The 21248-nt window shown below is 64.4% G+C and carries 16 protein-coding genes; 9 read left to right on the top strand and 7 right to left on the bottom strand.

The genetic code is table 11. The annotated features are described in order from the left end of the window. Positions 1-8: 8 nt before the first annotated feature. Complete coding sequence (gene mnmE, locus GEV02_RS29390; RefSeq protein WP_152841378.1) at positions 9-1388, top strand: tRNA uridine-5-carboxymethylaminomethyl(34) synthesis GTPase MnmE; 1380 nt, start codon at positions 9-11, stop codon at positions 1386-1388. Between the two features lie 12 nt (positions 1389-1400). On the opposite strand, the gene GEV02_RS29385 is transcribed toward mnmE, so the two are convergent. Continuing rightward, positions 1401-1712, bottom strand: a complete 312-nt coding sequence (locus GEV02_RS29385; protein ID WP_152841377.1) for a HigA family addiction module antitoxin — start codon at positions 1710-1712, stop codon at positions 1401-1403. Between the two features lie 13 nt (positions 1713-1725). Continuing rightward, a complete protein-coding gene (locus GEV02_RS29380) occupies positions 1726-2007 on the bottom strand; it encodes a type II toxin-antitoxin system RelE/ParE family toxin (RefSeq protein ID WP_152841376.1) in 282 nt (93 codons plus the stop codon). A 117-nt stretch (positions 2008-2124) separates the two neighbouring features. On the opposite strand from GEV02_RS29380, the gene GEV02_RS29375 reads away from it, so the two are divergent. After that, positions 2125-2790, top strand: coding sequence for a glutathione S-transferase family protein (locus GEV02_RS29375; protein ID WP_152841375.1), 666 nt, complete (start codon positions 2125-2127; stop codon positions 2788-2790). A gap of 11 nt (positions 2791-2801) precedes the next feature. Further along, positions 2802-3215: a hypothetical protein gene (locus tag GEV02_RS29370; RefSeq protein ID WP_152841374.1), complete on the top strand. Its 414-nt coding sequence runs from the start codon at positions 2802-2804 to the stop codon at positions 3213-3215. Here GEV02_RS29370 and gcvA read toward each other — a convergent pair. Then, the gene (gcvA, locus tag GEV02_RS29365; protein WP_328595949.1) at positions 3202-4143 is read right to left on the bottom strand and encodes a transcriptional regulator GcvA; all 942 of its coding nucleotides are present in this window, start codon (positions 4141-4143) and stop codon (positions 3202-3204) included. The two genes, GEV02_RS29370 and gcvA, sit on opposite strands and share 14 nt — an antisense overlap. A gap of 99 nt (positions 4144-4242) precedes the next feature. Here gcvA and gcvPA point away from each other — a divergent pair, with 99 nt between their 5' ends. From gcvPA to ygjK, 5 genes are all read left to right on the top strand, one after another. Next, positions 4243-5640 (top strand): aminomethyl-transferring glycine dehydrogenase subunit GcvPA, encoded by a 1398-nt coding sequence (gene gcvPA, locus GEV02_RS29360; protein WP_152841372.1) that lies wholly within the window; start codon positions 4243-4245, stop codon positions 5638-5640. Beyond that, the gene (gene gcvPB, locus GEV02_RS29355) at positions 5637-7223 is read left to right on the top strand and encodes an aminomethyl-transferring glycine dehydrogenase subunit GcvPB (protein WP_152841371.1); all 1587 of its coding nucleotides are present in this window, start codon (positions 5637-5639) and stop codon (positions 7221-7223) included. Before gcvPA ends, gcvPB begins: the two co-directional genes overlap by 4 nt. Continuing rightward, positions 7220-8353, top strand: coding sequence for an ATP-NAD kinase family protein (locus GEV02_RS29350; protein ID WP_152841370.1), 1134 nt, complete (start codon positions 7220-7222; stop codon positions 8351-8353). Before gcvPB ends, GEV02_RS29350 begins: the two co-directional genes overlap by 4 nt. 53 nt (positions 8354-8406) lie before the next feature. Then, a complete protein-coding gene (locus tag GEV02_RS29345) occupies positions 8407-10917 on the top strand; it encodes a TonB-dependent receptor (RefSeq protein WP_152841369.1) in 2511 nt (836 codons plus the stop codon). Positions 10918-10994: 77 nt separating this feature from the next. Then, positions 10995-13412, top strand: coding sequence for an alpha-glucosidase (gene ygjK / locus GEV02_RS29340; protein ID WP_174999400.1), 2418 nt, complete (start codon positions 10995-10997; stop codon positions 13410-13412). Here the strand turns inward: ygjK and GEV02_RS29335 are convergent. The 4 genes from GEV02_RS29335 to GEV02_RS29320 are packed head-to-tail and all read right to left on the bottom strand — an operon-like array spanning position 13345 to position 19020. Further along, the gene (locus GEV02_RS29335) at positions 13345-14796 is read right to left on the bottom strand and encodes an amino acid permease (protein WP_152841367.1); all 1452 of its coding nucleotides are present in this window, start codon (positions 14794-14796) and stop codon (positions 13345-13347) included. The two genes, ygjK and GEV02_RS29335, sit on opposite strands and share 68 nt — an antisense overlap. Before the next feature lie 7 nt (positions 14797-14803). Next, on the bottom strand, positions 14804-15259 hold the full coding sequence (locus GEV02_RS29330; protein WP_328595948.1) for a beta-galactosidase subunit beta: 456 nt from the start codon (positions 15257-15259) through the stop codon (positions 14804-14806). Continuing rightward, the gene (gene ebgA / locus GEV02_RS29325) at positions 15256-18237 is read right to left on the bottom strand and encodes a beta-galactosidase subunit alpha (RefSeq protein ID WP_328595947.1); all 2982 of its coding nucleotides are present in this window, start codon (positions 18235-18237) and stop codon (positions 15256-15258) included. Before ebgA ends, GEV02_RS29330 begins: the two co-directional genes overlap by 4 nt. 3 nt (positions 18238-18240) lie before the next feature. Beyond that, entirely contained in the window at positions 18241-19020 is a 780-nt protein-coding gene (locus GEV02_RS29320) for an SDR family NAD(P)-dependent oxidoreductase (RefSeq protein ID WP_152841365.1), read from the bottom strand. Positions 19021-19259: 239 nt separating this feature from the next. Between GEV02_RS29320 and GEV02_RS29315 the strand changes: the two genes are divergently transcribed. Beyond that, positions 19260-21239 carry a S9 family peptidase gene (locus GEV02_RS29315; RefSeq protein WP_152841364.1) on the top strand — a complete coding sequence of 660 codons (1980 nt, stop codon included), beginning with the start codon at positions 19260-19262 and terminating at the stop codon, positions 21237-21239. Positions 21240-21248 lie beyond the last annotated feature (9 nt).

The raw sequence follows: 21248 nt of genomic DNA, 5'->3' as shown, positions 1-21248 counted from the left end.
ATTCCCCTATGAATATCGACTCTTCCCCCATCGCCGCCATCGCCACCGCACCAGGGCGCGGCGGCATCGGCGTGGTACGCGCCTCCGGCAAGAACCTCAAGCCGCTGATCGCCGCGCTGTTCGGCGACACCGCATTGCAGCCGCGCCACGCCACCTACATCCCGTTCAAGCAGGCCGACGGCGCCCTGATCGACCAGGGCATCGCCATCTGGTTCAAGGGTCCGCACTCGTACACCGGGGAAGACGTGCTGGAACTGCAGGGCCACGGCGGCCCCATCGTGCTGCAACTGCTGCTGGCGCGCGTGCTGGAAGCGGGCGCCGAGACGGGCTTGCGCCTGGCAGAGCCGGGAGAATTCACCCGCCGCGCCTACCTCAACGACAAGCTTGACCTGGCCCAGGCCGAGGCCGTGGCCGATCTGATTGACGCCTCTACCGAAGCGGCGGCCAAGTCGGCGTCGCAATCGCTGTCGGGCGCGTTCTCTAAGACGGTCAATGCGCTGGTGGACGGCGTGACCGGCCTGCGCATGCTGGTCGAAGCCACGCTGGACTTCCCGGAAGAGGAAATCGACTTCCTGGAAAAATCCGACGCGCGCGGCCAGCTGGCCGGCATCGTCGCGGCGCTGGAGCAGGTGTTCAAGCAAGCCTCGCAAGGCGCGCTGCTGCGCGAGGGCTTGAACGTGGTGCTGGTCGGCCAGCCCAACGTCGGCAAGTCCTCGCTGCTGAACGCGCTGGCGGGCACGGACGTGGCCATCGTCACGCCGATCGCCGGCACCACGCGCGACAAAGTCACCGAGACCATCCAGATTGAAGGTATACCTCTAAACATCATCGACACCGCCGGCATCCGCGCCATCGACGACGGCGTCGACGTGGTCGAGCGCATCGGCATCGAGCGCACCTGGGGCGAGGTCGGCAAGGCCGACGTCATCCTGCACCTGCTGGACGCCGACCACGGTCCTTCACGCGCGGACGAGGGCATCGTCGCCGCCTTCCCGCCAGGCGTGCCGGTGCTGCGTATCTGGAACAAGATCGATCTATCGGGCCACAAGCCTGGCGTCGATCCGATGGAGGATGCGACGCATGTGTACCTGTCGGCGCACGAGCATATCGGCATTGATTTGCTGCGCGCCGAGCTGCTGCGCATCGCTGGCTGGCAGCAGACGGGCGAATCGCTGTACCTGGCGCGCGAACGCCATCTGATCGCGCTGAAGAACGCCGGCGCCCATCTGGAACGTGCCGGCGAACACGCGGCGCAGAACGATCAGTCGCTGGACTTGTTCGCGGAAGAGCTGCGGCTGGCGCAGGTGCAACTGTCGAGCATCACCGGTGCGTTCTCGTCGGATGATCTGCTGGGCGTGATCTTCTCGCGGTTCTGTATCGGGAAATAAGTAGTTTTCAGGTCAGGCCGCCAGCGGCGCGGGCTGTACCTGCATGGGCGTAGCCAGGAAGCGTTGTGCGGCTTGCCATACGTCGTATGCGCTTTGCTCTGCCAGCCACAGGCGAGCTTCGCCGCCGCGCTCCACGCCCAGCCACGCCTCAATACGCAAAGCCATTTCAGGTGAAATGGCGGCGCGGCCATTGAGGACGCGTGACAGCGTGACGCGGTTGACGCCCAACTGCTGCGCCGCTTCAGTCACAGTCAATCCAAGTGCGGGCAGTACGTCGTCACGCAGGGTCAGCCCCGGATGCGGTGGATTAAACATTCGTGCCATGATATTTCATTCCCTAATGATAGTCGTGATAGTCCACCAGGATGGCGTCCGTCCCTTCAAACTTAAATGTCAGACGCCAGTTGCCACTTACCGATACGGAAAAATGCCCTTTGAGGGTCTTGCCTTTCAATGGGTGCAGACCCCAGCCGGGCAGGTTCATGCCTTGGGGAGAGGTAGCCTCGTTTAAACGGCGCAGCATAGCGCCAAGTCTGGGTGCGTGGCTGGCCTGAATGCCTGCCGTGCTCCCCGTCTCGAAAAAAACCCTCAGTCCCTTGTGCTGAAATGTCTTTATCATGGTCGATTGTAGTGCGTAACGTCACACGCATCAATATCACCTCATCTTCCTTCAGGCGCAAGCATTTGGATCAATGATAAAATTACAATGGTCGCTAGCTTTGTTATATAGGTCCTCATGATTCTCTACCACAGCATCGCCGCACGCTCCTTCCGTCCGTTGTGGATGCTGGAGGAATTGGAGCTGCCATATGAACTGCGCATGCTGGCCTTCCCGCCGCGCGTGCATGACAAGTCCTACCTCGACATCAACCCCTGCGGCACCGTGCCGACCTTCTTCGATGGCGACATGCGGATGACGGAATCGGCGGCGATCTGCCAGTACCTGGCCGAGCGCCATCCGGCGGCACGGCTGAACGTTGCGCTGGATGACGCGGATTACGGCGCGTGGCTGAATTACCTGTACTTCGGCGAAGCCACGCTGACCTTCCCGCAAACGCTGGTGCTGCGCTACAGCCGCTTCGAATCGCCGGAGCGCTTGCAGCCGCAGGTGGTGGAGGATTATTCGCGCTGGTTCTTATCGCGCCTGAAAACGCTGACGCCGCGTCTGGAGCAAAACGAATTCCTGTGCGCGGGACGCTTCACTGCTGCCGATGTCTCGGTCGGCTACGCGCTGCTGCTGGCCGAGCAGCTGGGATTGCACACCTCCTTCACGCCAGCCGTCGCAGCTTACTGGCAGCGGCTGCGTCAGCGTCCGGCCTTCCTGCGAGCGCAGGCCGCCGAGCTGGCCGCCGCGTCGGCGCAAGGCGTTTCGCTGCTGCCCGCCACCCAACTACCAGTCTGACCCAGTTATTGATGAAAACCGTTTATACCGTTTTAATGACGGCGGCGCTGGCACTGCCGCTGTCAGCCTCCGCGCTTGTTTCCTGCATGGATACCTGTCCGGAAGACGTATGCCTTTACAGAAGCGATCTGGTTGTCGAGGGCGTTATCGTTGCAATCAAATACGTCAATGAGGAACGGCTTCCCCGGATGTTCACACCGGGATTTCCGATGCCGGATCCCATATATCAAACTTACGTCGATGAGTTCGTCATTGAGCCTGACAAGGTTTTAAAAGGAACGCTTCCAAAAGGAAGAATTGTTGTGCGAAAAGAGCCCTGTATCGAGGCGCCGAAGTTGAATGACATGCGCGCTGTACGCATCCGCGCATACCTGCATGCCGGCGGCGACTCATCGACTTGGCTGATACGATTTATACGGCTGTAAAGCGCTCTTCCAAAACCGCTGCCTCTTGTTCCCGCGCCTCATCCCGAAGGAAATCAGAGAACCACGTCAACGCCTCCTGCTCGGTGCGGGTAGGGCGCCAGCACATGTAGTAGGCGCCTTGCGTGGACAGCGTCTGGCTGAACGGGCTGACCAAGGTGCCGCGTCGCAGATCATCGCGGATCAGCGCCATGCGGCCCAGCGCGATGCCCTGGCCGTTCAGCGCCGCCTGCATCAGCGCATTGCTGTCGTCGATCAGCGGCCCGCGCAGCGCCAGCGACGGCGCCAAACCCGCCTGCTCGAACCAGCGCTCCCAATCGTCGCAGCTGTCCTCGTGCAGCAGCGTGTAGTGCGCCAGATCGGACGGCGCCTGTAACGGCGGGCCATCCTTTAACATCGCTGGTGAACACACCGGCAGCAGCTCAGTGCCGAACAGGCGCTCGCACTCCACCCCCGGCCACTTGCCATCCCCCCACCGTATCGCCAGATCGATGCTGTCACGCCCCAGATCTGTGTGCATCACCGTATGCACCAGCCGCACTTCAAGCTGGCTATGCGCCGCCAGAAAACGGTCCAACCTGTGCACCAGCCAGCGCGAGCTGAAGGCCGGCGTTACCGCCACCGTCAACCGCTTGCGCGCGCGTCCCTCGCCTTGCGCCAACTGCGCCAGCACGCGGTCGATGCGACCGAAGGCGTCGACCAGGCTGCGTTGCAGGATCGCCCCTTCGGCGGTCAGCGTGATGGCCCGCGTCATGCGCTTGAACAGCTTGATCTGCAGCGCATCCTCCAGCGTCTTGATCTGATGGCTGACCGCCGCCTGCGAGATGCACAACTCATCGGCCGCACGCGTAAAACTCATGTGCCGAGCCGTCACTTCAAACGTTTTCAACTGCCGTAAAAGACTGGAAGAATGAACCAAAGTGTTCTCCACGCATGAATTTTTCTAATGTATCGCATGCATACTGATCATTTGTCAATGTTATTTCGCTCCTACAAGATGGGGTATCCGACCTCGATAACAGGAAATGACATGGAACCAGGCAAACCCTTCACACACCCCTACATCCCCAACTCGGTTCCCGCCGTGCGCGAAGCCATGCTGCACGCCGTGGGCGCCGCCAGCGTCGAAGAATTCTTTGCCGATATCCCCGCCGCCCTGCGCATGCAGGCGCCGCTGGCGATCGCCGCGCCGCACCTGTCCGAAGCACGCCTCAAGCGCCACGTCGACGGCCTGCTGCGCAAGAACAGCCACTGCGCCGGCCAGCTCAGCTTCCTGGGCGGCGGCTGCTACCAGCACCACGTGCCGGCCGTCTGCGACGAGATCAACGGCCGCAGCGAGTTCGCCACCGCCTACGCCGGCGAACCGTATGACGACCATGGCCGCTTCCAGGCGCTGTTCGAATACTGCAGCATGATGGGCGCGCTGCTGGAAATGGACGTGGTCAACGTGCCGGTGTACGACGGCATGCAGGCCGCCGCCACCGCCGTACGCATGGCGGGCCGCCACACCGGCCGCCGCCGCGTCGTCGTGGCTGGCCACATCAACCCGGACAAGCTGTCGATGATGACCACCTACGGCCGCGCCGATCTCGATTTCATCACCGCGCCCTTCGATCCGAAAACCGGCTTGCTCGACCTGGCCACGGTGACCCGCCTGCTCGATAAAGACACCGCCGCACTGTACGTGGACATCCCATCCTTCCTCGGCACCATCGACGACGGCGCCGCGCTGGCCGCCGCCGCGCATGCGGTGGGTGCGCTGTTCGTGGTCGGCGTCGATCCCGTGTCGCTGGGTGTGCTGGCGCCACCGGCCAACTACGGCGCCGACATCGTCTGCGGCGACATCCAGCCGCTGGGCATGCACATGAACTACGGCGGCGGCCAGGGCGGCTTTATCGCCAGTCACGACGATCCCGCCATCGTCATGCAGTATCCATCGCGGCTGTTCGGCATCGTGCCGACCAGCGTGCCGGGCGAGTACGGCTTCGGCGACGTGGCCTACAGCCGCACCTCCTTCGACAAGCGCGAGAACGGCAATGAGTTCGTCGGCACCGCCGCCGCGCTGTGGGGCATCACCGCCGGCGTCTATCTCGCGCTGATGGGGCCACAGGGCATGACCGAACTGGCCGCCGGCATCGCCCAGCGCACCGCCTACGCCAGCCAGCGCATGGCGCGCGTGCCCGGCGTGCGCGTCACGCATGCCGGCAGCTGCCACTTCCGCGAGTTCGTCGTCAACTTCGACGGCACTGGTTTGCCGGTAGCCGCCATCAACGCCGCCTTGCTGCAGCAGGGCGTATTCGGCGGCCACGACCTGAGTGCCGCCTTCCCCGCGCTGGGCCAGTCGGCCCTGTACGCCTTTTCCGAAGTCCACACGCAGGAAGACATCGACCTGCTGTGCGCAACGCTAGAGAAAGTCCTCAACCAATGACCGCCATGGAAAACATCGCCACCCACCGCAAACAGCAGATGCGCCGCTACCACCAGGCGCGCTGGGACGAACCCGTGATCTTCGAATTGAGCCAGCCCGGCGAACGCGGCATCCTGGTGCCGGAAGTGGAGCCGGACATCGTGCGCGCCGCCGGCCAGCCGCTGGCCGGGCTGCCCGCCGCCATGCTGCGCCAGCGTCCACCGGCGCTGCCGGAGATGTCGCAGAACCGCGTGCTGCGCCACTATCTGCGGCTGTCGCAGGAAACGCTGGGCGCGGACCTGAACGTCGACGTCGGCCAGGGCACGTGCACCATGAAGTACAACCCCAAGATCAACGACCAGCTGGCCCGCCAGCCCGGCATGTCGGAGCTGCACCCGCGCCAGCCCGACAGCACCGTGCAGGGCATGCTGGAAGTGATCGCCAAACTGGAAGGCGTGCTGTGCGAAGTGTCCGGCATGGATGCCGTATCGTTGCAGCCGCGCGGCGGCTCGCAGGCCATCTTCGCCAACATGGCGATGGTGCGCGCCTGGCACGAGAGCCGTGGCGATGCTGCGCAGCGCGATGAAGTCATCACCACCATCTTCTCGCATCCGTCGGACGCGGCCTGCGCCAAGCTGGCCGGCTACAAGGTTATCACGCTCTACCCGGACGCCAACGGCTACCCGGACCTGGCGGCGCTGAAGGCGGCCGTGTCGCCGCGCACCGCCGCGCTGGTCATCACCAATCCGGAAGACACCGGCATCTTCAACAGCCGCATCCGGGAATTCGTCGACGTGGTGCATGCGGCCGGTGGCCTGTGCGTGTACGACCAGGCCAACGCCAACGGCCTGCTGGGCATCGCCCGCGCACGCGAAGCGGGCTTCGACCTGTGCCACTTCAACCTGCACAAGACCTTCGCCACGCCGCACGCCTGCGGCGGCCCGGCGGTGGGCGCGGTGTGCTGCACAGCCGCGCTGGCGCCGTTCCTGCCTGGCCCACTGGTGCGGCATACGGACGGCCGCTATCACCTGGTAGACGGCGCCGCGCAATCGATCGGCAAGATCAGCAGCTTCACCGGCACCGCCTCCATCATGCTGCGCGCCTACGCGTGGATCATGAACCTGGGCGCCGACGGCTTGCGCACCGTGTCCGAGATCGCAGTCCTCAACAACAACTACATGATGCACGAGCTGCTGAAGATCGACGGCATGGCCGCGCCCTACGCGCCGGGCAAGCGCCGCATCGAGCAGGTGCGCTACAGCTGGCAGGGTTTGACCGAGGCCACCGGTGTGACGTCAGAAGAAATCGGCCTGCGCGCCGCCGACTTCGGCGTGCACTACTGGACCAGCCACCACCCTTACGTGGTGCCGGAACCGGCCACCATCGAACCGACCGAATCCTACTCGCGCGCCGATCTCGATGAATTCATCGGCGTGATGCGGCACATCGCCGGCGAGGCGCACAGTGATCCTGATCTGGTCAAGACCGCGCCGCACAACTGCCCCGTGCACCGCGTGCAGGGCGAGATGCTGGACGATCCGGAACGCTGGTCCATCACCTGGCGCGCCTACCAACGCAAGCTGGGGGAGCGCGGGCTGGCATGAAGATAGGACTGGTGGTCAATCCCTGGGCCGGCGTCGGCGGCCCGGCCGGTCTAAAAGGCTCGGACGGCGCCGCCAGCGTGCAGGCCGCGCTGGCGGCTGGCAGCCTGCCGCAGGTGTCCGCGCGCCTGGCCGCCATGTTCGATGCCTGTGGCGAGGCCGCGCAAGCCGCCAGCTGGCACACTGCCGACGGTGCGATGGGATTGCATGCCTTGCAGGCGGCCGGCCTGCAGGCTAGCGCCGTGGTGCCGGTGGCTTCGCCGTCGCAGTCGGTCGACACCCGCCGCGCCGCCGGCATCCTGGCCGGCATGGGGATAGACCTGCTGCTGTTCGCCGGCGGCGACGGCACCGCGCGCGATGTGCTGGACGGCCTGCGCGATGCCGGCGCGATGGGCAGCCTGCCCGTGTTGGGTGTGCCTGCCGGCGTGAAGATGCAGTCGGCGGCATTCGCCAATCATCCGCTGGCGGCGGCGCAGCTGCTGCGCCAGTTGGTGCAGAACGGCCTGGCCGTGTGCTGCGACGCCGAGGTCATGGACCTGGACGAGGACGCGCTGCGCAGCAACCAGATCGTGCCGCGCCTGTACGGCTACCTGCAACTGCCGCTGGCGCCGACGCTGACGCAGGGCGGCAAGGCGCGTCATGTCAGCGGCAGCGGTTCGCAGCGCATGGCCATCGCCCGCAGCTTCGCGGAATCGATGGAGGCGCGCTCGCTGTACCTGATCGGCCCCGGCTCCACCACGCAAGCCTTGCTGGCGCTGCTGGGCGTGGACGGCACCCTGCTGGGCGTGGACGCGGTGCTGGGCGACGGCACGCTGCTGGCGCGCGACGCATCGCGCCGCACGCTGGAGGACTTGGCCGACGGCTGGCATGAACCTCTGCACCTCGTGCTATCGCCGATAGGCGGTCAGGGGCTGGTGCTGGGACGCGGCAACCAGCAGATTTCACCGCGCCTGTTGCGCGCAGCGGGACCGCGAGGGCTGCACGTGCTGGCGCCGCCCGGCAAGCTGATGTCGCTGCACGGCGGCGTGCTGCGCATCGACAGCGGCGACGCGGAACTCGATGCTGAGTTCAATGGGTATTTGTCGGTGACGACAGGCTACCGGGAACAGACGATGTGGCCTGTCTCGGTGTAGTGGCAGCAAATACAAGGCAATAAAAAATAACGATAACTATCTGGAGATTCCAAATGAGACAAAAAACCGGGCTGACCCTTTCGGTCGCCACACTGGCCCAGCTGGCGGCCATGCACGGCGCGCAGGCGCAGACGGCGCCCGAAGCGGCGGGCCTCACGGACAAGGGGGCGCCCATACCGGAGGTGGTCGTCACCGGCACCACCGCCAGGAACCGCACCAAGCTTGAATCCTCGGTCGCCATTACGACGGTGGACCTGGCCAAGCTGGAGAAGCTGGCGCCGCACAGCCTCGCCGATTCTCTGCAGCAGGTGCCAGGCCTGTGGGTCGAGGCGTCCGGCGGCGAAGTGTCGAACAACGTCTCGCCGCGGGGCTTGAGCGGCGGCGCGGCCTTCCAGTTCATCAGCCTCCAGGAAGACGGCCTGCCGGTGATCTACGACGGCGAACTGGTGGACGTGTTGATGCGCGAGGACGTCACCATCAAGCGCTTCGAGGCGATCCGTGGCGGCACCTCGGCCATCTTGTCCACCAATGGCCCGGCGGCCATCGTCAACTTCATCAGCCAGAAGGGCACGCAGAAACCGCAGGGCGAGGCCAAAGTCACCATCGGCGACTACGGCATGGTGCGCACGGAAGGCGTTTATTCGGGACCGATCAACGACGACTGGACCTACGCGGTCGGTGGCTACTACCGCGAAGGCAAGGGCGTGCGCCCGATCGGTATCACTGCGGATCATGGCGGCCAGCTGCGCCTGAACGTGACGCGCAAGCTTGAACACGGGGAGTTGAACCTGTCGGCCAAGTACGTCAACGACCACAACACCTTCTACCTGCCTATCCCGCTGACCAATCCGGGCAACCCCACCGGCGTGCCTGGCGTGAATCCGCATTACGGTTCGCTGGACGGTCCGGATGTCGCGCACATCACCAACCAGACCACCAACGGCGCCGTGACCACCGACCTCAATACCGGCTTCCATGTGCTGGCCAAGGTCTTCGGCGCGGACCTGCAGCATGAGCTGGGCGGCGACTGGTCGTTCCGTAACAATGCGCGCTACACCCGCTACGATGTCGCGCCGCACTCGGTGTTCAATGGACCGAACAGCTATCTGGTCCGCGCCAGCAACCGGCTCGATCCCGCGCAGTCCAGCGATGTCGCCGAGCTGCTGAAGCGCTTCGGCGGCACCGCCAAGCTGGCGTATGCCGGTACCGGGCAACTCATCAACGATCCGTCCACGCTGAACGGCAACGGCTTCACCACCGACGCCGTGGCCGAAACGCGTTTCCGTTCGCTGGGCCACTTCGTCGACAAGCTGTCGGTGACGAAGGAGAATGACAAGAACAGCTTCACCGCCGGCATCCTGTTCGCGTCGCAGAAGCTGTATGACGATTCCGACTACGGCGCCCGCATCATCACCGACGTGCGCGATCAGCCCAGCCGTCTGGATATCGTCGCCGTCGATGCCAACAACAAGATCCTCGGCTACCTGTCGGACAAGGGCGTGCTGCGCAACGGCTACTTCTATGAACGCCACAAAGGCGATATGAAGTCGTTGTCCTACTTCGTCAACGATGAATGGAAGGTCAGCAGCAAGCTGCGCCTCGACGCCGGCGTGCGTTACGAGATCGCCCGTTACGACGTGCAGGACGAGGGCGTGCTGGCCGCAGGCGACGACCTGCCGGGCAACAGCCTGACCGGCGGCGCGGTGATACCCGGCTCGCTCAATCCGGACGGCAGCGACAAGGACAACGTCATCGCCAACAACTACATGCGCCGCGCAGGCACCGGTGTGTGGACGCGCAAGCAGAAGACCATCAAGGAAGCGTCGTACACGGCGGGCTTCAACTATGCCTTCAACGACCACGTGGCTACATACGGGCGCTATGCCAGCGGCACCAACATGCCGACGCTGTACAGCACCGACAGCTTCGTCGATGGCGCCAGCCGGCTCAGTTTCACGGAGGCGGGCGTACGCTATATCTCGCCGTTCTGGACTACGTCGGCTACGCTGTTCCACACCAAGTTCGCCAACCTGTCCTTCGGCGAAACCAACCAGGCCACTGGCGACTTCCGCCAGGTGTTCGTGAAGACGCTGTCGACCGGCGTTGAGCTGGAGGGCATCATCAATCCGTGGAAGCAGTTCTCGCTGGAGTACGTGGCCACGCTGCAGAAGGCCACCATTAACGGCATAGACCCGAACGCGGAGGAAGCCAAGCAAAACGGCAATCAGGTGATGCGTACGCCGAACACCCAGGTGCGCCTGATCCCGACGGTGCATTTCGACTTCGGCGATGTGTTCCTGGTGTACAGCCATATCGGCAAGCGCTTCGCAGACTTTGAAAACGCGCTGGCGCTGCCTGCCTATCATGTGATCGACATGGGCGCGGAGATCAAGATCGACAAGAAGTGGAAGCTGAACGTGAAGGTGAACAACGTGACCAACTCGATCGGCCTGACCGAGGGTAATCCACGCAGTGGCTTCAATCAAAGCTCGAACGGCAGTCTGTTCTACGCGCGGCCTATCCTGGGGCGCAATGCCACGGTCGCGCTGTCCTACCGCTTCTGATGCATCCGGGGCCGTGCGCGTTCAGCGTTCGGCCCCATCGTGTTACCCTCCCTGACAACTCCTTTTCATTCCCGCCTATGTCCTCATCTGTTCGCAACCTGCTGCTGATTGCGGCATGTACCGCTGCCTGGGCCGCGCAAGCGCAGTCCCCTTCCATCAATCGCCACGGCACGCCGACCGCCGTGCGCGATTTCGACGCCGAGCAAAACCAGCGCTTCAATCCGATGTTCGATGCTGGCAGTTGGCATGGTTATCTGCTGCCCGATACGCCGGCGTTGGCCGGCGCCTTCAGCGGCCCGATGGTGGTGGCTGAGGAGTACAGCCTCTACATCGCCTCCGCGCTGGAGCAGCTGGATCTGACCGACCGCCGTACGGGCCGCAGTTTCAAACCGGAGCAGGCCCGCTGGAGCAGCGCGGCGCGGCCGGGCGTATTGAGCCAGCGGCTGGTATGGCCTGGACTGCAGCTGGATGTGGACCTGCATTTCGTCAGCTCCATCAGCGCGCTGGTGCGCTACCGTTTGCGCAATACGTCTGGCAAACCGCTGTGGTTGCGCGCGCATTGGCAGGGCGACCTGATGGCGCAATGGGGCAAGGGCGGCACAGTGGCGGCACGCCAGCCAGCATGGAGGCCGCAACTGTTGCGGGACAATGGCGGCATCAGCGTCACTTTCGGCAAGGTGCGTGATGCCGGCAATGTGATGACCAGCGGCCGCTCGCGCTACCGCATCGAACGCAGCGTGCGTGCGCAGGACAGCGTGGACGGCCAGCACTATGACAGCAGCGCCGATCTGCCGCCGTTGGCCGCCGGCCGCCAGCACACGATCTACAGCGCCTACAGCTACCAGTTGGATGATGCCGTCGCCGCCACCGCCGCCGTGACCGATGCTGGCACACGCGCACGCGTGGCCTCGCTGCTGGCCAGCCCGGCGCGCATCGAGCAGGCCATCGCCGCGAACGAACGCCGCTGGGCCGGATGGTTGGCCAAGCTGCCGGCATCCGCTTCTGCATCCACGTCCACATCCTCGCTCGGCACCAAGGCGCTGGAAACCCTGATCGGCAACTGGCGCGCGCCACGCGGCGCTTTCCGCCACGACGCGATGGTGCCATCCACCACGGCCCGCTGGTTCAACGGCGCCTGGACCTGGGACACCTGGAAACAAGCCTACGCACTGGCCGCCATCGACCCCGCACTAGCCGCCAACACCGTACGCTCACTGTTCGACTACCAGATCCAGTCCAACGACACCGTCCGCCCACAAGACGAAGGCATGGTGCCCGACAACGTCTTCTACAACATGGACGCCCAGCGCGGAGGCGACGGCGACAACTGGAATGAACGCGACACCAAGCCCCCGCTGGCCGCATGGACCGTATGGGAAATCTACCGCCATTCCCACGACCGCGCCTGGCTGCAAGAGATGCAACCCAAACTGGTGGCCTACCATCGCTGGTGGTACCGCAACCGCGACCACGATCACAACGGCCTGGCCGAATACGGCGCCACCGTGCACCCGCTGCACAACGACGATGCCGGCCAGCTGCGCTTCCGCGTCAAGCCCCTGTCACCCGCACCGCTCGACGGCTGCGGCGCAGAGCAGGACGGCATGCGCGATTGCCTGGGCCTGGCCGCGTACAGCCGCATCGTCGACACCGGCCAGTACGCCGCGATCGAACTGCCGGTGCAGCAGGCGGCAGGCTACGAGTCCGGCATGGACAACGCAGCCCGCTTCGGCTTCATCGAACCTGCCGCCTTGCAGCGCTACGCCGACAAAACGCACGGCGGCGACCTGGCCGCCGCTCGCCGCGACTGGCAAGTGCGCGTAGTGGAAAACCGCGACAGCCAGGGCAAGCTGCTGGGCTACTCCATCGATCAGGAATCGGTGGACCTGAACGCCTTCCTCTACCGCGAAAAGCTGATCCTGGCCGACATCGCACAAGAGCTGGGCGACCAAACTGCGGCTCGCACCTGGCGCGAGCAGGCCGCGCAGCTGCGTGAGCTGATCAACGCCAGCTTCTTCGATCCCGCCAGCGGCTTCTATTACGACCGCCAACTGGGCGGCAAACTGCTGACCATGCGCGGACGCGGTCCTGAAGGCTGGACCGCGTTATGGGCCGGCGCCGCCGAGCAGCGTCAGGCCGACGCAGTGATCGCCAAAATGCTGGACCCCGCCGAATTCGGCACGCCCGTCCCGATGCCGACGGCCGCCGTCTCCAATCCATCCTACGATCCGGAGATCTACTGGCGCGGCAGGGTGTGGCTGGATCAGGTCTACTTCGGCGCGGCCGGCCTGCGCAATTACGGCCGCACCGCCGAAGCCAACGCCATGGCGGAGCGCTTCGCGGCCGGCGCGCAAGGCCTGCGAGGCGATGCGCCGATCCGGGAAAACTACAACCCCATCACCGGCCGCATGCAAGGCGCCACCAACTTCAGCTGGAGCGCCGCACACCTGCTGATGCTGGAGCGCGAGGCTGAAGCAAAGCCGCCTCGGAAGTAACCAAACCGCACTCGTATTGGCGGTACTTCCACATAGCCCATCCCAGGAACAGAACCACGCCGCCCACGTTATAGCCCAGCGTGAGTAGCAGGTTCTGGCCCGCCGGGAAAATCGCGGCGATGAAGGCGACGCCGAAGAAGGCCAACAACACGCTGGTAACCGCCAGCCCCACACGGCGCGATCCCATGCGGAAGTCACGCGGCAGATGGTCCAGCCGCAGCCGCAGATGGAAGTAGGCGGCCATGATGATTAGCGGCGGCAGCAATGCGGTGGCCGCTGTCATGTTGATGACCACATTGAGCAGCTGGTTCACGTTGGACGATCCCAGCGCCGGTATCACCACCAGCGGCACCACTACGCAGAATTGTATCCACGCGGCGCGCTCCGGCATGTCGTGGCGGTTCAGTGCGATGGCGCGTTCGCCGAAGATGCCTTTCGGGATCTCGGAGAACAGCGCCTTGACCGGTGCCGCCGTCCACACCATCAGCGTGCCGAAGGAACCGAGCAGCATCACCGCGCCCACCAGGCGGTTCAGCAGCAGGGGCGATACTGCATGATGCGCGCCGAGCGCGCCGAACACCTGGAACACGCCCGACGTATAGCTCAATTTGGACGCCGGCACATACAGGTTAAGCACCAGCGCCGACACCGAATACAGCGCCCCGATCAGCAGACCAGCGAAGACGATGGTACGCACAAACGTCCTGGCGCCGCCGCGCACATCGTTGAGGAATACGCCCACCGATTCGGCGCCGCCGGCAGCGAACAGTATCCACGCCATCGCGCCCATGAAGGACCAGCTGAACACCGGCGTCATCGCCGCTGCCGTGACGGGCATTGCGGGCGCCACGCCGCCTATCCAGTCGGCCAGGCTCAAGCCCACGAAGCCGAAGGCCATCACCAGCACCAGCGAGCTGCCGATGGAGGTCACGCGCCCCACCCACGCAGCGCCCTTGGTCGATACCCAGGTGGCGAAGGCGAACAGCAGTATCGACAGCACCACCGTTGTCAGCGACGAGAACTGGTATTCGTAGCCCAGCCACGCATAGGACGAATATACCAGGATGTTGGGCAGCACCGACGTGAAGTAGAACAGGTTGACGAACCAGTAGCAGTAGGCGCCGACGAAGGCCCACTTGTCGCCCATCGACGAGCGTATCCACTGGTAGATGCCGGACTTGGCGTCCTTGTTCAAGCTGACGAATTCCGCGATGATCAGCACATAGGGAATGAAGAAGGTGGCCGTGGCGAACAGGAAGGACGGCACCGCCACCATGCCGATGGCGATATTGCTGTTGACGACATTGCGGATGTTGAAGATCGCTGCCACTGCCATCGATAACAGCATGAAGCGGCCGATTTGCGTGTTGCTGGGGTTAGCCATGGACAGCTCACTTATTGTGGAAAGTCGCGCCTTCTATCGTCACCATCAGCACCATCTTGCGCAGATGGTCCGAGCCCTGCGGCTGGTAGGCGTAGTCGTTATCGAACACCAGCAGCTGGCCGGCGCCGGCGGTATGCCGGGTGGTGGCTTCGCCGCTGAAGGTTTCGCGGTCGGTCTCGTCGCTGTAGGGCGAGAGGCGGGCCAGCGCTGGCTTGGCGGCATACGCGATGCTCTCGCTGCCGGACAGGTAGTAGTGGATCTCGACGTAGCGCCGGTTGCCGGTGAAGCAGGGCGCGGCGGCGACATTGCCATCCACCAGCCGGTAGACCAGCGAGTCGCCGATGGAATGGCATACACCCGGTTTCAGCAAGGGCAGGTTGGCGATGGCTTCCGCGCAGCGCCGCCATTTTTTCGCCGTGTGGTAGCGCTGGCGGAATTCGTCCACGCTGTTCAGGATTATCACAGACGGTCCTCCTTCTTCATCGGCGATAGCTCTACGCAGTAGCTGAAGGCTTCCAGGTAGACGCGGTAGGAGTCGAGCACTTCGGAGCCCCAGGAGTTGGAACCGAGTCCGCTCATCTTGTGATCGAGGTTGACGGTCCAGTAGTCGTCCTCTTGCAGCTCGTTGTCATGCCGCGCGGCTGCGATCTGCGCGGCGCTGTACGGCCACACGCTGAAGTGAATGCCTTGCGGCGCTTCGATGCGCAAGCCTTTGCCGCCACTGTCCCGCAGCGATGCGCGGGTCACGTCCTGGCGGTTGCCGTTGTCCTGCGGCTTGGGGTAGTGCTCGAACATGGCGGCCGCGCTGCTGCGATAGCGGTCGATGATGCTGCATGCCTGGCTGTCCGGGTAGTTCTCGCCGGGGCCGCGGCCGAAGTATTCGACCTGGTCCAGCCGGTGGTGCAGGCCGAGTGTCATGCCGATCTTGGGGATCATGTCGCGGAAGCCACCGTACGGTGTGCCGGACAGGGTGAGTTGCAGCCGGCCGGCGCCGTCGATGCGGTAGTGGTAGCGGCAGCGCATGCCGTAGCCCAGTATCGGTGGCGCGATCTGGCAGTCGACGATGATTTCCACCGCCGCGCCATCGCGTCGCACCTCCATGCCGCGCAGGTGCTCCTGCATGATGTCCAGGTGCTGCGACAGCCACAGGGCCTCGTTCTCCTGCTTGTGGTTGTCGATGCAGGGTTTGTAGAACGTCAGCTGTGGCGGGCGCGCCAGCAGCGGCAAGCCTTGTGCAGTCCATTCCTTGAGTTTTCCGGTGAGCTTGCAGAACACCATGTGGAAGTCATGGCCTTCGATGCGGTAGTCGAGGCGATGTTCGGTCAGCTCTGGAGGCGGCGGTGGCGCTGCGGCGACCGGCGGCAGCGCGGGCGTGGACGGCAGCGCGAACTGGTACACCGCCAGCTCCTGCTGCGCCGCGCTGTAGGCGGTGGCATGGTCGCGGATCACGCGCACGTTCAGGTGGCGCGGGCCGCTGCCTGCCGGCGGCTCGGCGATGCGGATTTCCTGCCGCTGGCCGGGCGGCAGCGGCGACAGCGGCACGCGCTGCAAGCGCAGCGTCTCGCCATCCGCCTTGGTCTCGACCAGCAGCGTGAGGCAATCGAGGCTGCTGAACCAGTAGCGGTTCTCCACTTCCAGCCTGCCTGCCGCAGCGTCGATGGCGCGCACCTTCACCGGCGCGATCACCTGCTTGTATTCGCGCAGGCCGGGGCCAGGGCGCTGGTCGGGGTAGATCAGGCCATCGCAGCAGAAATTGCCGCTGTTCGGATAGTCGCCGTAGTCGCCGCCGAAGGCGTAGAACGGCCGTCCCGGCACGTCCGGTTGCAGGATGGCGTGGTCGCACCACTCCCACAGATAGTGTCCCTGGATGTGCGGATGGCGGTCCATCACGGCCTGATATTCGCTCAGGCCTCCCGGCCCGTTGCCCATCGCGTGCGCGTATTCGCACAGGATGCGCGGCTTGTCCATCGGGTACTCGCCGAAAGCGTTCATCATCTGCACGCGGGAGTACATGGTGCTGACCACGTCGCAGACTTCGGCGTCGCGGTCTTCCTCGTAGTGGATCAGGCGCGTGGGGTCGATCTGGCGGCAGCGCGCGGCCATCGCGCGGATATTGCAGCCGTAGCCGGACTCGTTCCCCAGCGACCAGATGATGATGGACGGATGATTCTTCTGCGCGTGCACATGGCGCTCGATGCGGTCGACGAAGGCCGCTTCCCACGCCGGATCGTCGGTGATCTGACTGAGGTTGCCGACGTTGACGAAGCCGTGCGTCTCCACGTCCGTCTCGGCCATCACGAACAGGCCGTACTGGTCGCACAGTTCGTAGAAGCGCGGATCGTTGGGATAGTGCGCGGTACGCACCGAGTTGATGTTGTGCTGCTTCATCAGCACGATGTCCTGCTCCACGCGCGCCATCGTCACGGCGCGGCCACGCAGGTGGTCGTTGTCGTGACGGTTCACGCCGTGCAGTTTCAGATAGCGGCCGTTCACGTACATCAGGCCATCCTGCACGCTCACCTCGCGGAAGCCTACGCGCAGCGGCACCACTTCCAGCAGCGTGCCCGCATCGTCGGACAGGCTGATCTCCAGGCGGTACAGATAGGGGTCTTCGGCGTTCCACTGGCGCGGGGCCGGCACGTCCACTTCCCAGGACGGTGCATGGCCGCCGCCTTGCAGCAGCAGGCGCGCGCCGTCGTACAAGGCCCAGTCCACGCGCCAGCCGGCGCCGCCCGACACGCTGAGCGCGCAGGACAGGCGAGCATCGCGGCAGGCATCGTCGAAGCGGGTCTGCACGCAGACGTCCTGCACGTGTATGGCTCCCTTGCCGATCAGGTAGACATCGCGAAATATGCCGGCGGTCCACCACATGTCCTGGTCTTCGAGGTAGCTGGAGTCGGCCCATTGCAGCACGCGCACGCTGAGCAGGTTCTCGCCGTCGGCCAGCAGCGCTGTGATGTCGAATTCCGCCGCCAGCCGGCTGCCCTTGCTCATGCCGGCGTAGCTGCCGTTGACGTAGATTTCGAAGTAGGTCTCGACGCCGTCGAAGCGCAGGATCACGCGCTGGCCGCGCCACTCCGGTCCCAGCGTCCAGCGGCACTGGTAGGCGCCGGTCGGATTGGACGACGGCACATAGGGCGGGTCGACCGGGAAGGGCATGCCGTCGTCGGTGTACTGCAAGTGGCCGTGGCCCTGCATCTGCCACATGCCGGGCACTTCGATCCGACCCCAGTGCGCCATGTATTCGCTGTAGAACTGCGGCGGCACTTCCAGCGGATGGCTGAAGTACGCGAAGCGCCACGAACCGCTCAGGGACTGGAAGCGGCGGCTGCGTTCACGCTCGAAGCTGCGCGCGGTGTCGGCGTCGTCGTAGGCGAAGAAGTAGGCGTGCGGAGGCAGCCGGTGCTCCGCCAGCAGCTGGGGGTTCTCCCACTTGTTCACGGTTTATGCCGATCCGGCCAGGCCGCCGCCATCCACCACCAGCGCATCGCCGGTGACGAAGGAGGCACGATCCGATGCGAGGAACAGCACCGCCTGCGCGATCTCGCGCGGCTGGCCCACGCGCATCAGCGGACGGCCTGCGCCTGCCGCCACCAGCGCGGTTTCTTCAAGCCCCAGCTGCTGCGCTTCGTTGCGCAGCATGGGCGTGTCGGTGTCGCCGGGGCAGACGCAGTTGACGCGGATGTTCTGCGGGCCGTGGTCCACCGCCATGGCCTTGGTCAGGATCACCACCGCGCCTTTGGAGGCGCAGTAGGACACGGCGTCCTTGCCGCCCACCAGGCCCCAGCCCGAGGCGGTGTTGATGATGCTGCCGCCGCCCTGCTGCTGCATGACCGGCACCGCGTATTTGCACATCAGGAAAATCGATTTGACGTTGACCGCCATGACCTGATCCCATTCCTGCTCGGTGGTGTCGATCACGTTGGCGCGGCGGGTGATGCCGGCGTTGTTGAACAAAACGTCGAGCCGGCCGTAGCGCGACACGACCGCCGCCACCGTCGCCGCGCAATCGGCGGCCACGGCGACGTCGGTGCGGATGAAGGAGGCGCGCGCGCCGGTGGCGACGATGGCCGCCACGGCCAGCTCGCCGGCCGCGCCGTCGCGGTCGGCGATCAGCACCGTGGCGCCTTCGCGCGCAAACAATTCCGCCGTGGCGCGGCCGATGCCGGATGCGCCTCCCGTAATCAACGCCACCTTGCCTGCCAGTTCGCCTTGCTGATGCATGTGCTGTCTCCATTTTTATGGGTTATGCGCTATGTTGCCCTCATTTTGTCCGCGTTGACAAATGAATACTCTGCATGGCATGCATAAAATTAAGTAATGGGTCGCGCAGCGCCGCGCCGGAGGTCAGCCATGCATGGAGTTGATGGATAACGACATCGGAAATATTGTTCTTGTGATAAATATTTCTTTGAAGGATACTCTTTCCGCTGTCTTTGATTCTTACTCTTAAAGGAGACCCTATGTCAAAAACACTGCCTGTCATGCGTTTGTTGTTGCTGTCCATTCTGACTGCCTACGGCGCCGCCGCCATGGCCGACGATGCCGTGCTGGCGCCGCCTGCCGCGCTGGTGATGGAGAACGTGCCGCCGGTGCCTGCCACGCTGGCCAGCCAGCTGACCAAGTACACCGAGTTCAAGCCGACCAGCTTCACCGACTGGCATCCGACCAAGCAGGAAATGCTGGTGGTGCGTCGCTACAAGAACACGCCGCAGATCTACCGCGTGGCCAAGCCCGGCGCGCCGTTGGAACTGCTGACCGACTATCCGGAACCGGTGCGCGGCGCCAGCTTCCAGCCCAAGCATGGCAAGTTCTTCGTGTTCATCAAGGATAGCGGCGGCAATGAAGTATTCCGCGCCTACCGCCGCGACGTGGCCGGCGGCGATGCCGTGCCGTTCACTCCGGACGGCCAGCGCGTGCAGGACTTGGCCTGGAGCAGCAGCGGCAAGCAGGTGCTCTACACCACGGTGCCGGTCGGCCGCACCGGATCGGCCGACAAGATCAATTCCACCATCGCCATCGTCGATCCGCTGAAGCCGGACGGCGCGCGCACGCTAACCGAGCTGCCGGGCGGCGGTTGGGGCGGCTTCAAGTTCTCGCCGGACGACAAGCAACTGGTCTACAGCGAATTTGTGTCGGCCAACGAAAGCTATCTGTGGCTGATGGACCTGGCCACAGGCAAGACGCGCCGCATCACCGGCAAGAACGGCGACGAGCCGGTGGCCTATTCCTCCACGCTGTTCAGCAAGGATGGCAAGGGCCTGTACCTTGTCACCGACGCCGGCAGCGAATTCCAGCGCCTGGCGTATCTCGACCTGAAGACCATGAAGTCCACCGTGCTGACCGCGGATATCCCATGGGACATCGACGGCGTCGCCCTGTCCGAGGACAACAAGCTGCTGGCGTTTGTCGCCAACGAAGATGGCACCAGCGTGCTGCGTGTGATGCGTACCGCCGACCACAAGCTGCTGCCCGCGTTCAAGCTGCCGAAGGGCACCATCGCCAACTTCCAATGGCACAAGGACAGCCGCAATCTGGCGGTGGCGCTGACCTCGGCCACCAGCCCGTCGGAAGTGTACGCGGTCGACGTCAAGACCAACGCCGTCACGCGCTGGACCGAACATGAGAAACTCGATATCGACAACAGCAAGTTTGCCGAGCCGAGCATCGCCCGCTGGAATTCGTTCGACGGCAAGTCGATCTCCGGCTTCGTCTACCGCGCGCCGGCGGCCAAATTCCCTGGCAAGCGGCCGGTGGTCATCAACATCCATGGCGGACCGGAGGGCCAGTTCCAGCCCGGCTTCATGGGACGCGGTAATTACATGACCGACGAGATGGGCCTGACCGTCATCTACCCCAACGTGCGCGGCTCCAGCGGTTACGGCAAGACTTTCCTCAAGCTGGACAACGGCATGCTGCGCGAGGATTCGGTCAAGGACATCGGCGCGCTGCTGGACTGGATCGCCACGCAGCCGGACCTGGATGCGTCGCGCGTGGCGGTGATGGGCGGCAGCTACGGCGGTTACATGACGCTGGCGGTGTCGACCAACTATGCCGACCGCATCAAGGCGTCGGTCGACGTGGTCGGCATTTCCAACTTCGTCACCTTCCTGGAGAAAACCGAGTCCTACCGCCGCGACCTGCGCCGCGTGGAATACGGCGACGAGCGCGATCCGGAAATGCGCAAGTTCATGGAGAAGATCGCGCCGCTGAACAACGCGGCCAAGATCAAGCAGCCGCTGTTTGTGGTGCAGGGCAAGAACGATCCGCGCGTGCCTTACCAGGAAGCCGACCAGATCGTCGCCACCGTCAAGCAGAACGGTACGCCGGTCTGGTACATGATGGCCAACGACGAAGGCCACGGCTTCAACAAGAAGGCCAACGCCGATTACCAGTTCTACTCCACCATCAACTTCCTGAACCAGCACCTGCTGGCGAAGTAAGCTGCATCA

It is taken from the genome of Rugamonas aquatica (genome assembly GCF_009380215.1).
In the GTDB taxonomy this organism is placed as follows: Bacteria; Pseudomonadota; Gammaproteobacteria; order Burkholderiales; family Burkholderiaceae_D; genus Rugamonas; species Rugamonas aquatica_B.
This window is presented reverse-complemented; position numbering and strand designations above follow the sequence as displayed.

Excerpts from the sequence above, each read along its gene's own strand:
- mnmE (WP_152841378.1), top strand. The coding sequence starts at position 9 with ATGAATATCGACTCTTCCCCCATCGCCGCCATCGCCACCGCACCAGGG.
- GEV02_RS29385 (WP_152841377.1), bottom strand. The coding sequence starts at position 1,712 with ATGGCACGAATGTTTAATCCACCGCATCCGGGGCTGACCCTGCGTGAC.
- GEV02_RS29380 (WP_152841376.1), bottom strand. The coding sequence starts at position 2,007 with ATGATAAAGACATTTCAGCACAAGGGACTGAGGGTTTTTTTCGAGACG.
- GEV02_RS29375 (WP_152841375.1), top strand. The coding sequence starts at position 2,125 with ATGATTCTCTACCACAGCATCGCCGCACGCTCCTTCCGTCCGTTGTGG.
- GEV02_RS29370 (WP_152841374.1), top strand. The coding sequence starts at position 2,802 with ATGAAAACCGTTTATACCGTTTTAATGACGGCGGCGCTGGCACTGCCG.
- gcvPA (WP_152841372.1), top strand. The coding sequence starts at position 4,243 with ATGGAACCAGGCAAACCCTTCACACACCCCTACATCCCCAACTCGGTT.
- gcvPB (WP_152841371.1), top strand. The coding sequence starts at position 5,637 with ATGACCGCCATGGAAAACATCGCCACCCACCGCAAACAGCAGATGCGC.
- GEV02_RS29350 (WP_152841370.1), top strand. The coding sequence starts at position 7,220 with ATGAAGATAGGACTGGTGGTCAATCCCTGGGCCGGCGTCGGCGGCCCG.
- GEV02_RS29345 (WP_152841369.1), top strand. The coding sequence starts at position 8,407 with ATGAGACAAAAAACCGGGCTGACCCTTTCGGTCGCCACACTGGCCCAG.
- ygjK (WP_174999400.1), top strand. The coding sequence starts at position 10,995 with ATGTCCTCATCTGTTCGCAACCTGCTGCTGATTGCGGCATGTACCGCT.
- GEV02_RS29335 (WP_152841367.1), bottom strand. The coding sequence starts at position 14,796 with ATGGCTAACCCCAGCAACACGCAAATCGGCCGCTTCATGCTGTTATCG.
- GEV02_RS29320 (WP_152841365.1), bottom strand. The coding sequence starts at position 19,020 with ATGCATCAGCAAGGCGAACTGGCAGGCAAGGTGGCGTTGATTACGGGA.
- GEV02_RS29315 (WP_152841364.1), top strand. The coding sequence starts at position 19,260 with ATGTCAAAAACACTGCCTGTCATGCGTTTGTTGTTGCTGTCCATTCTG.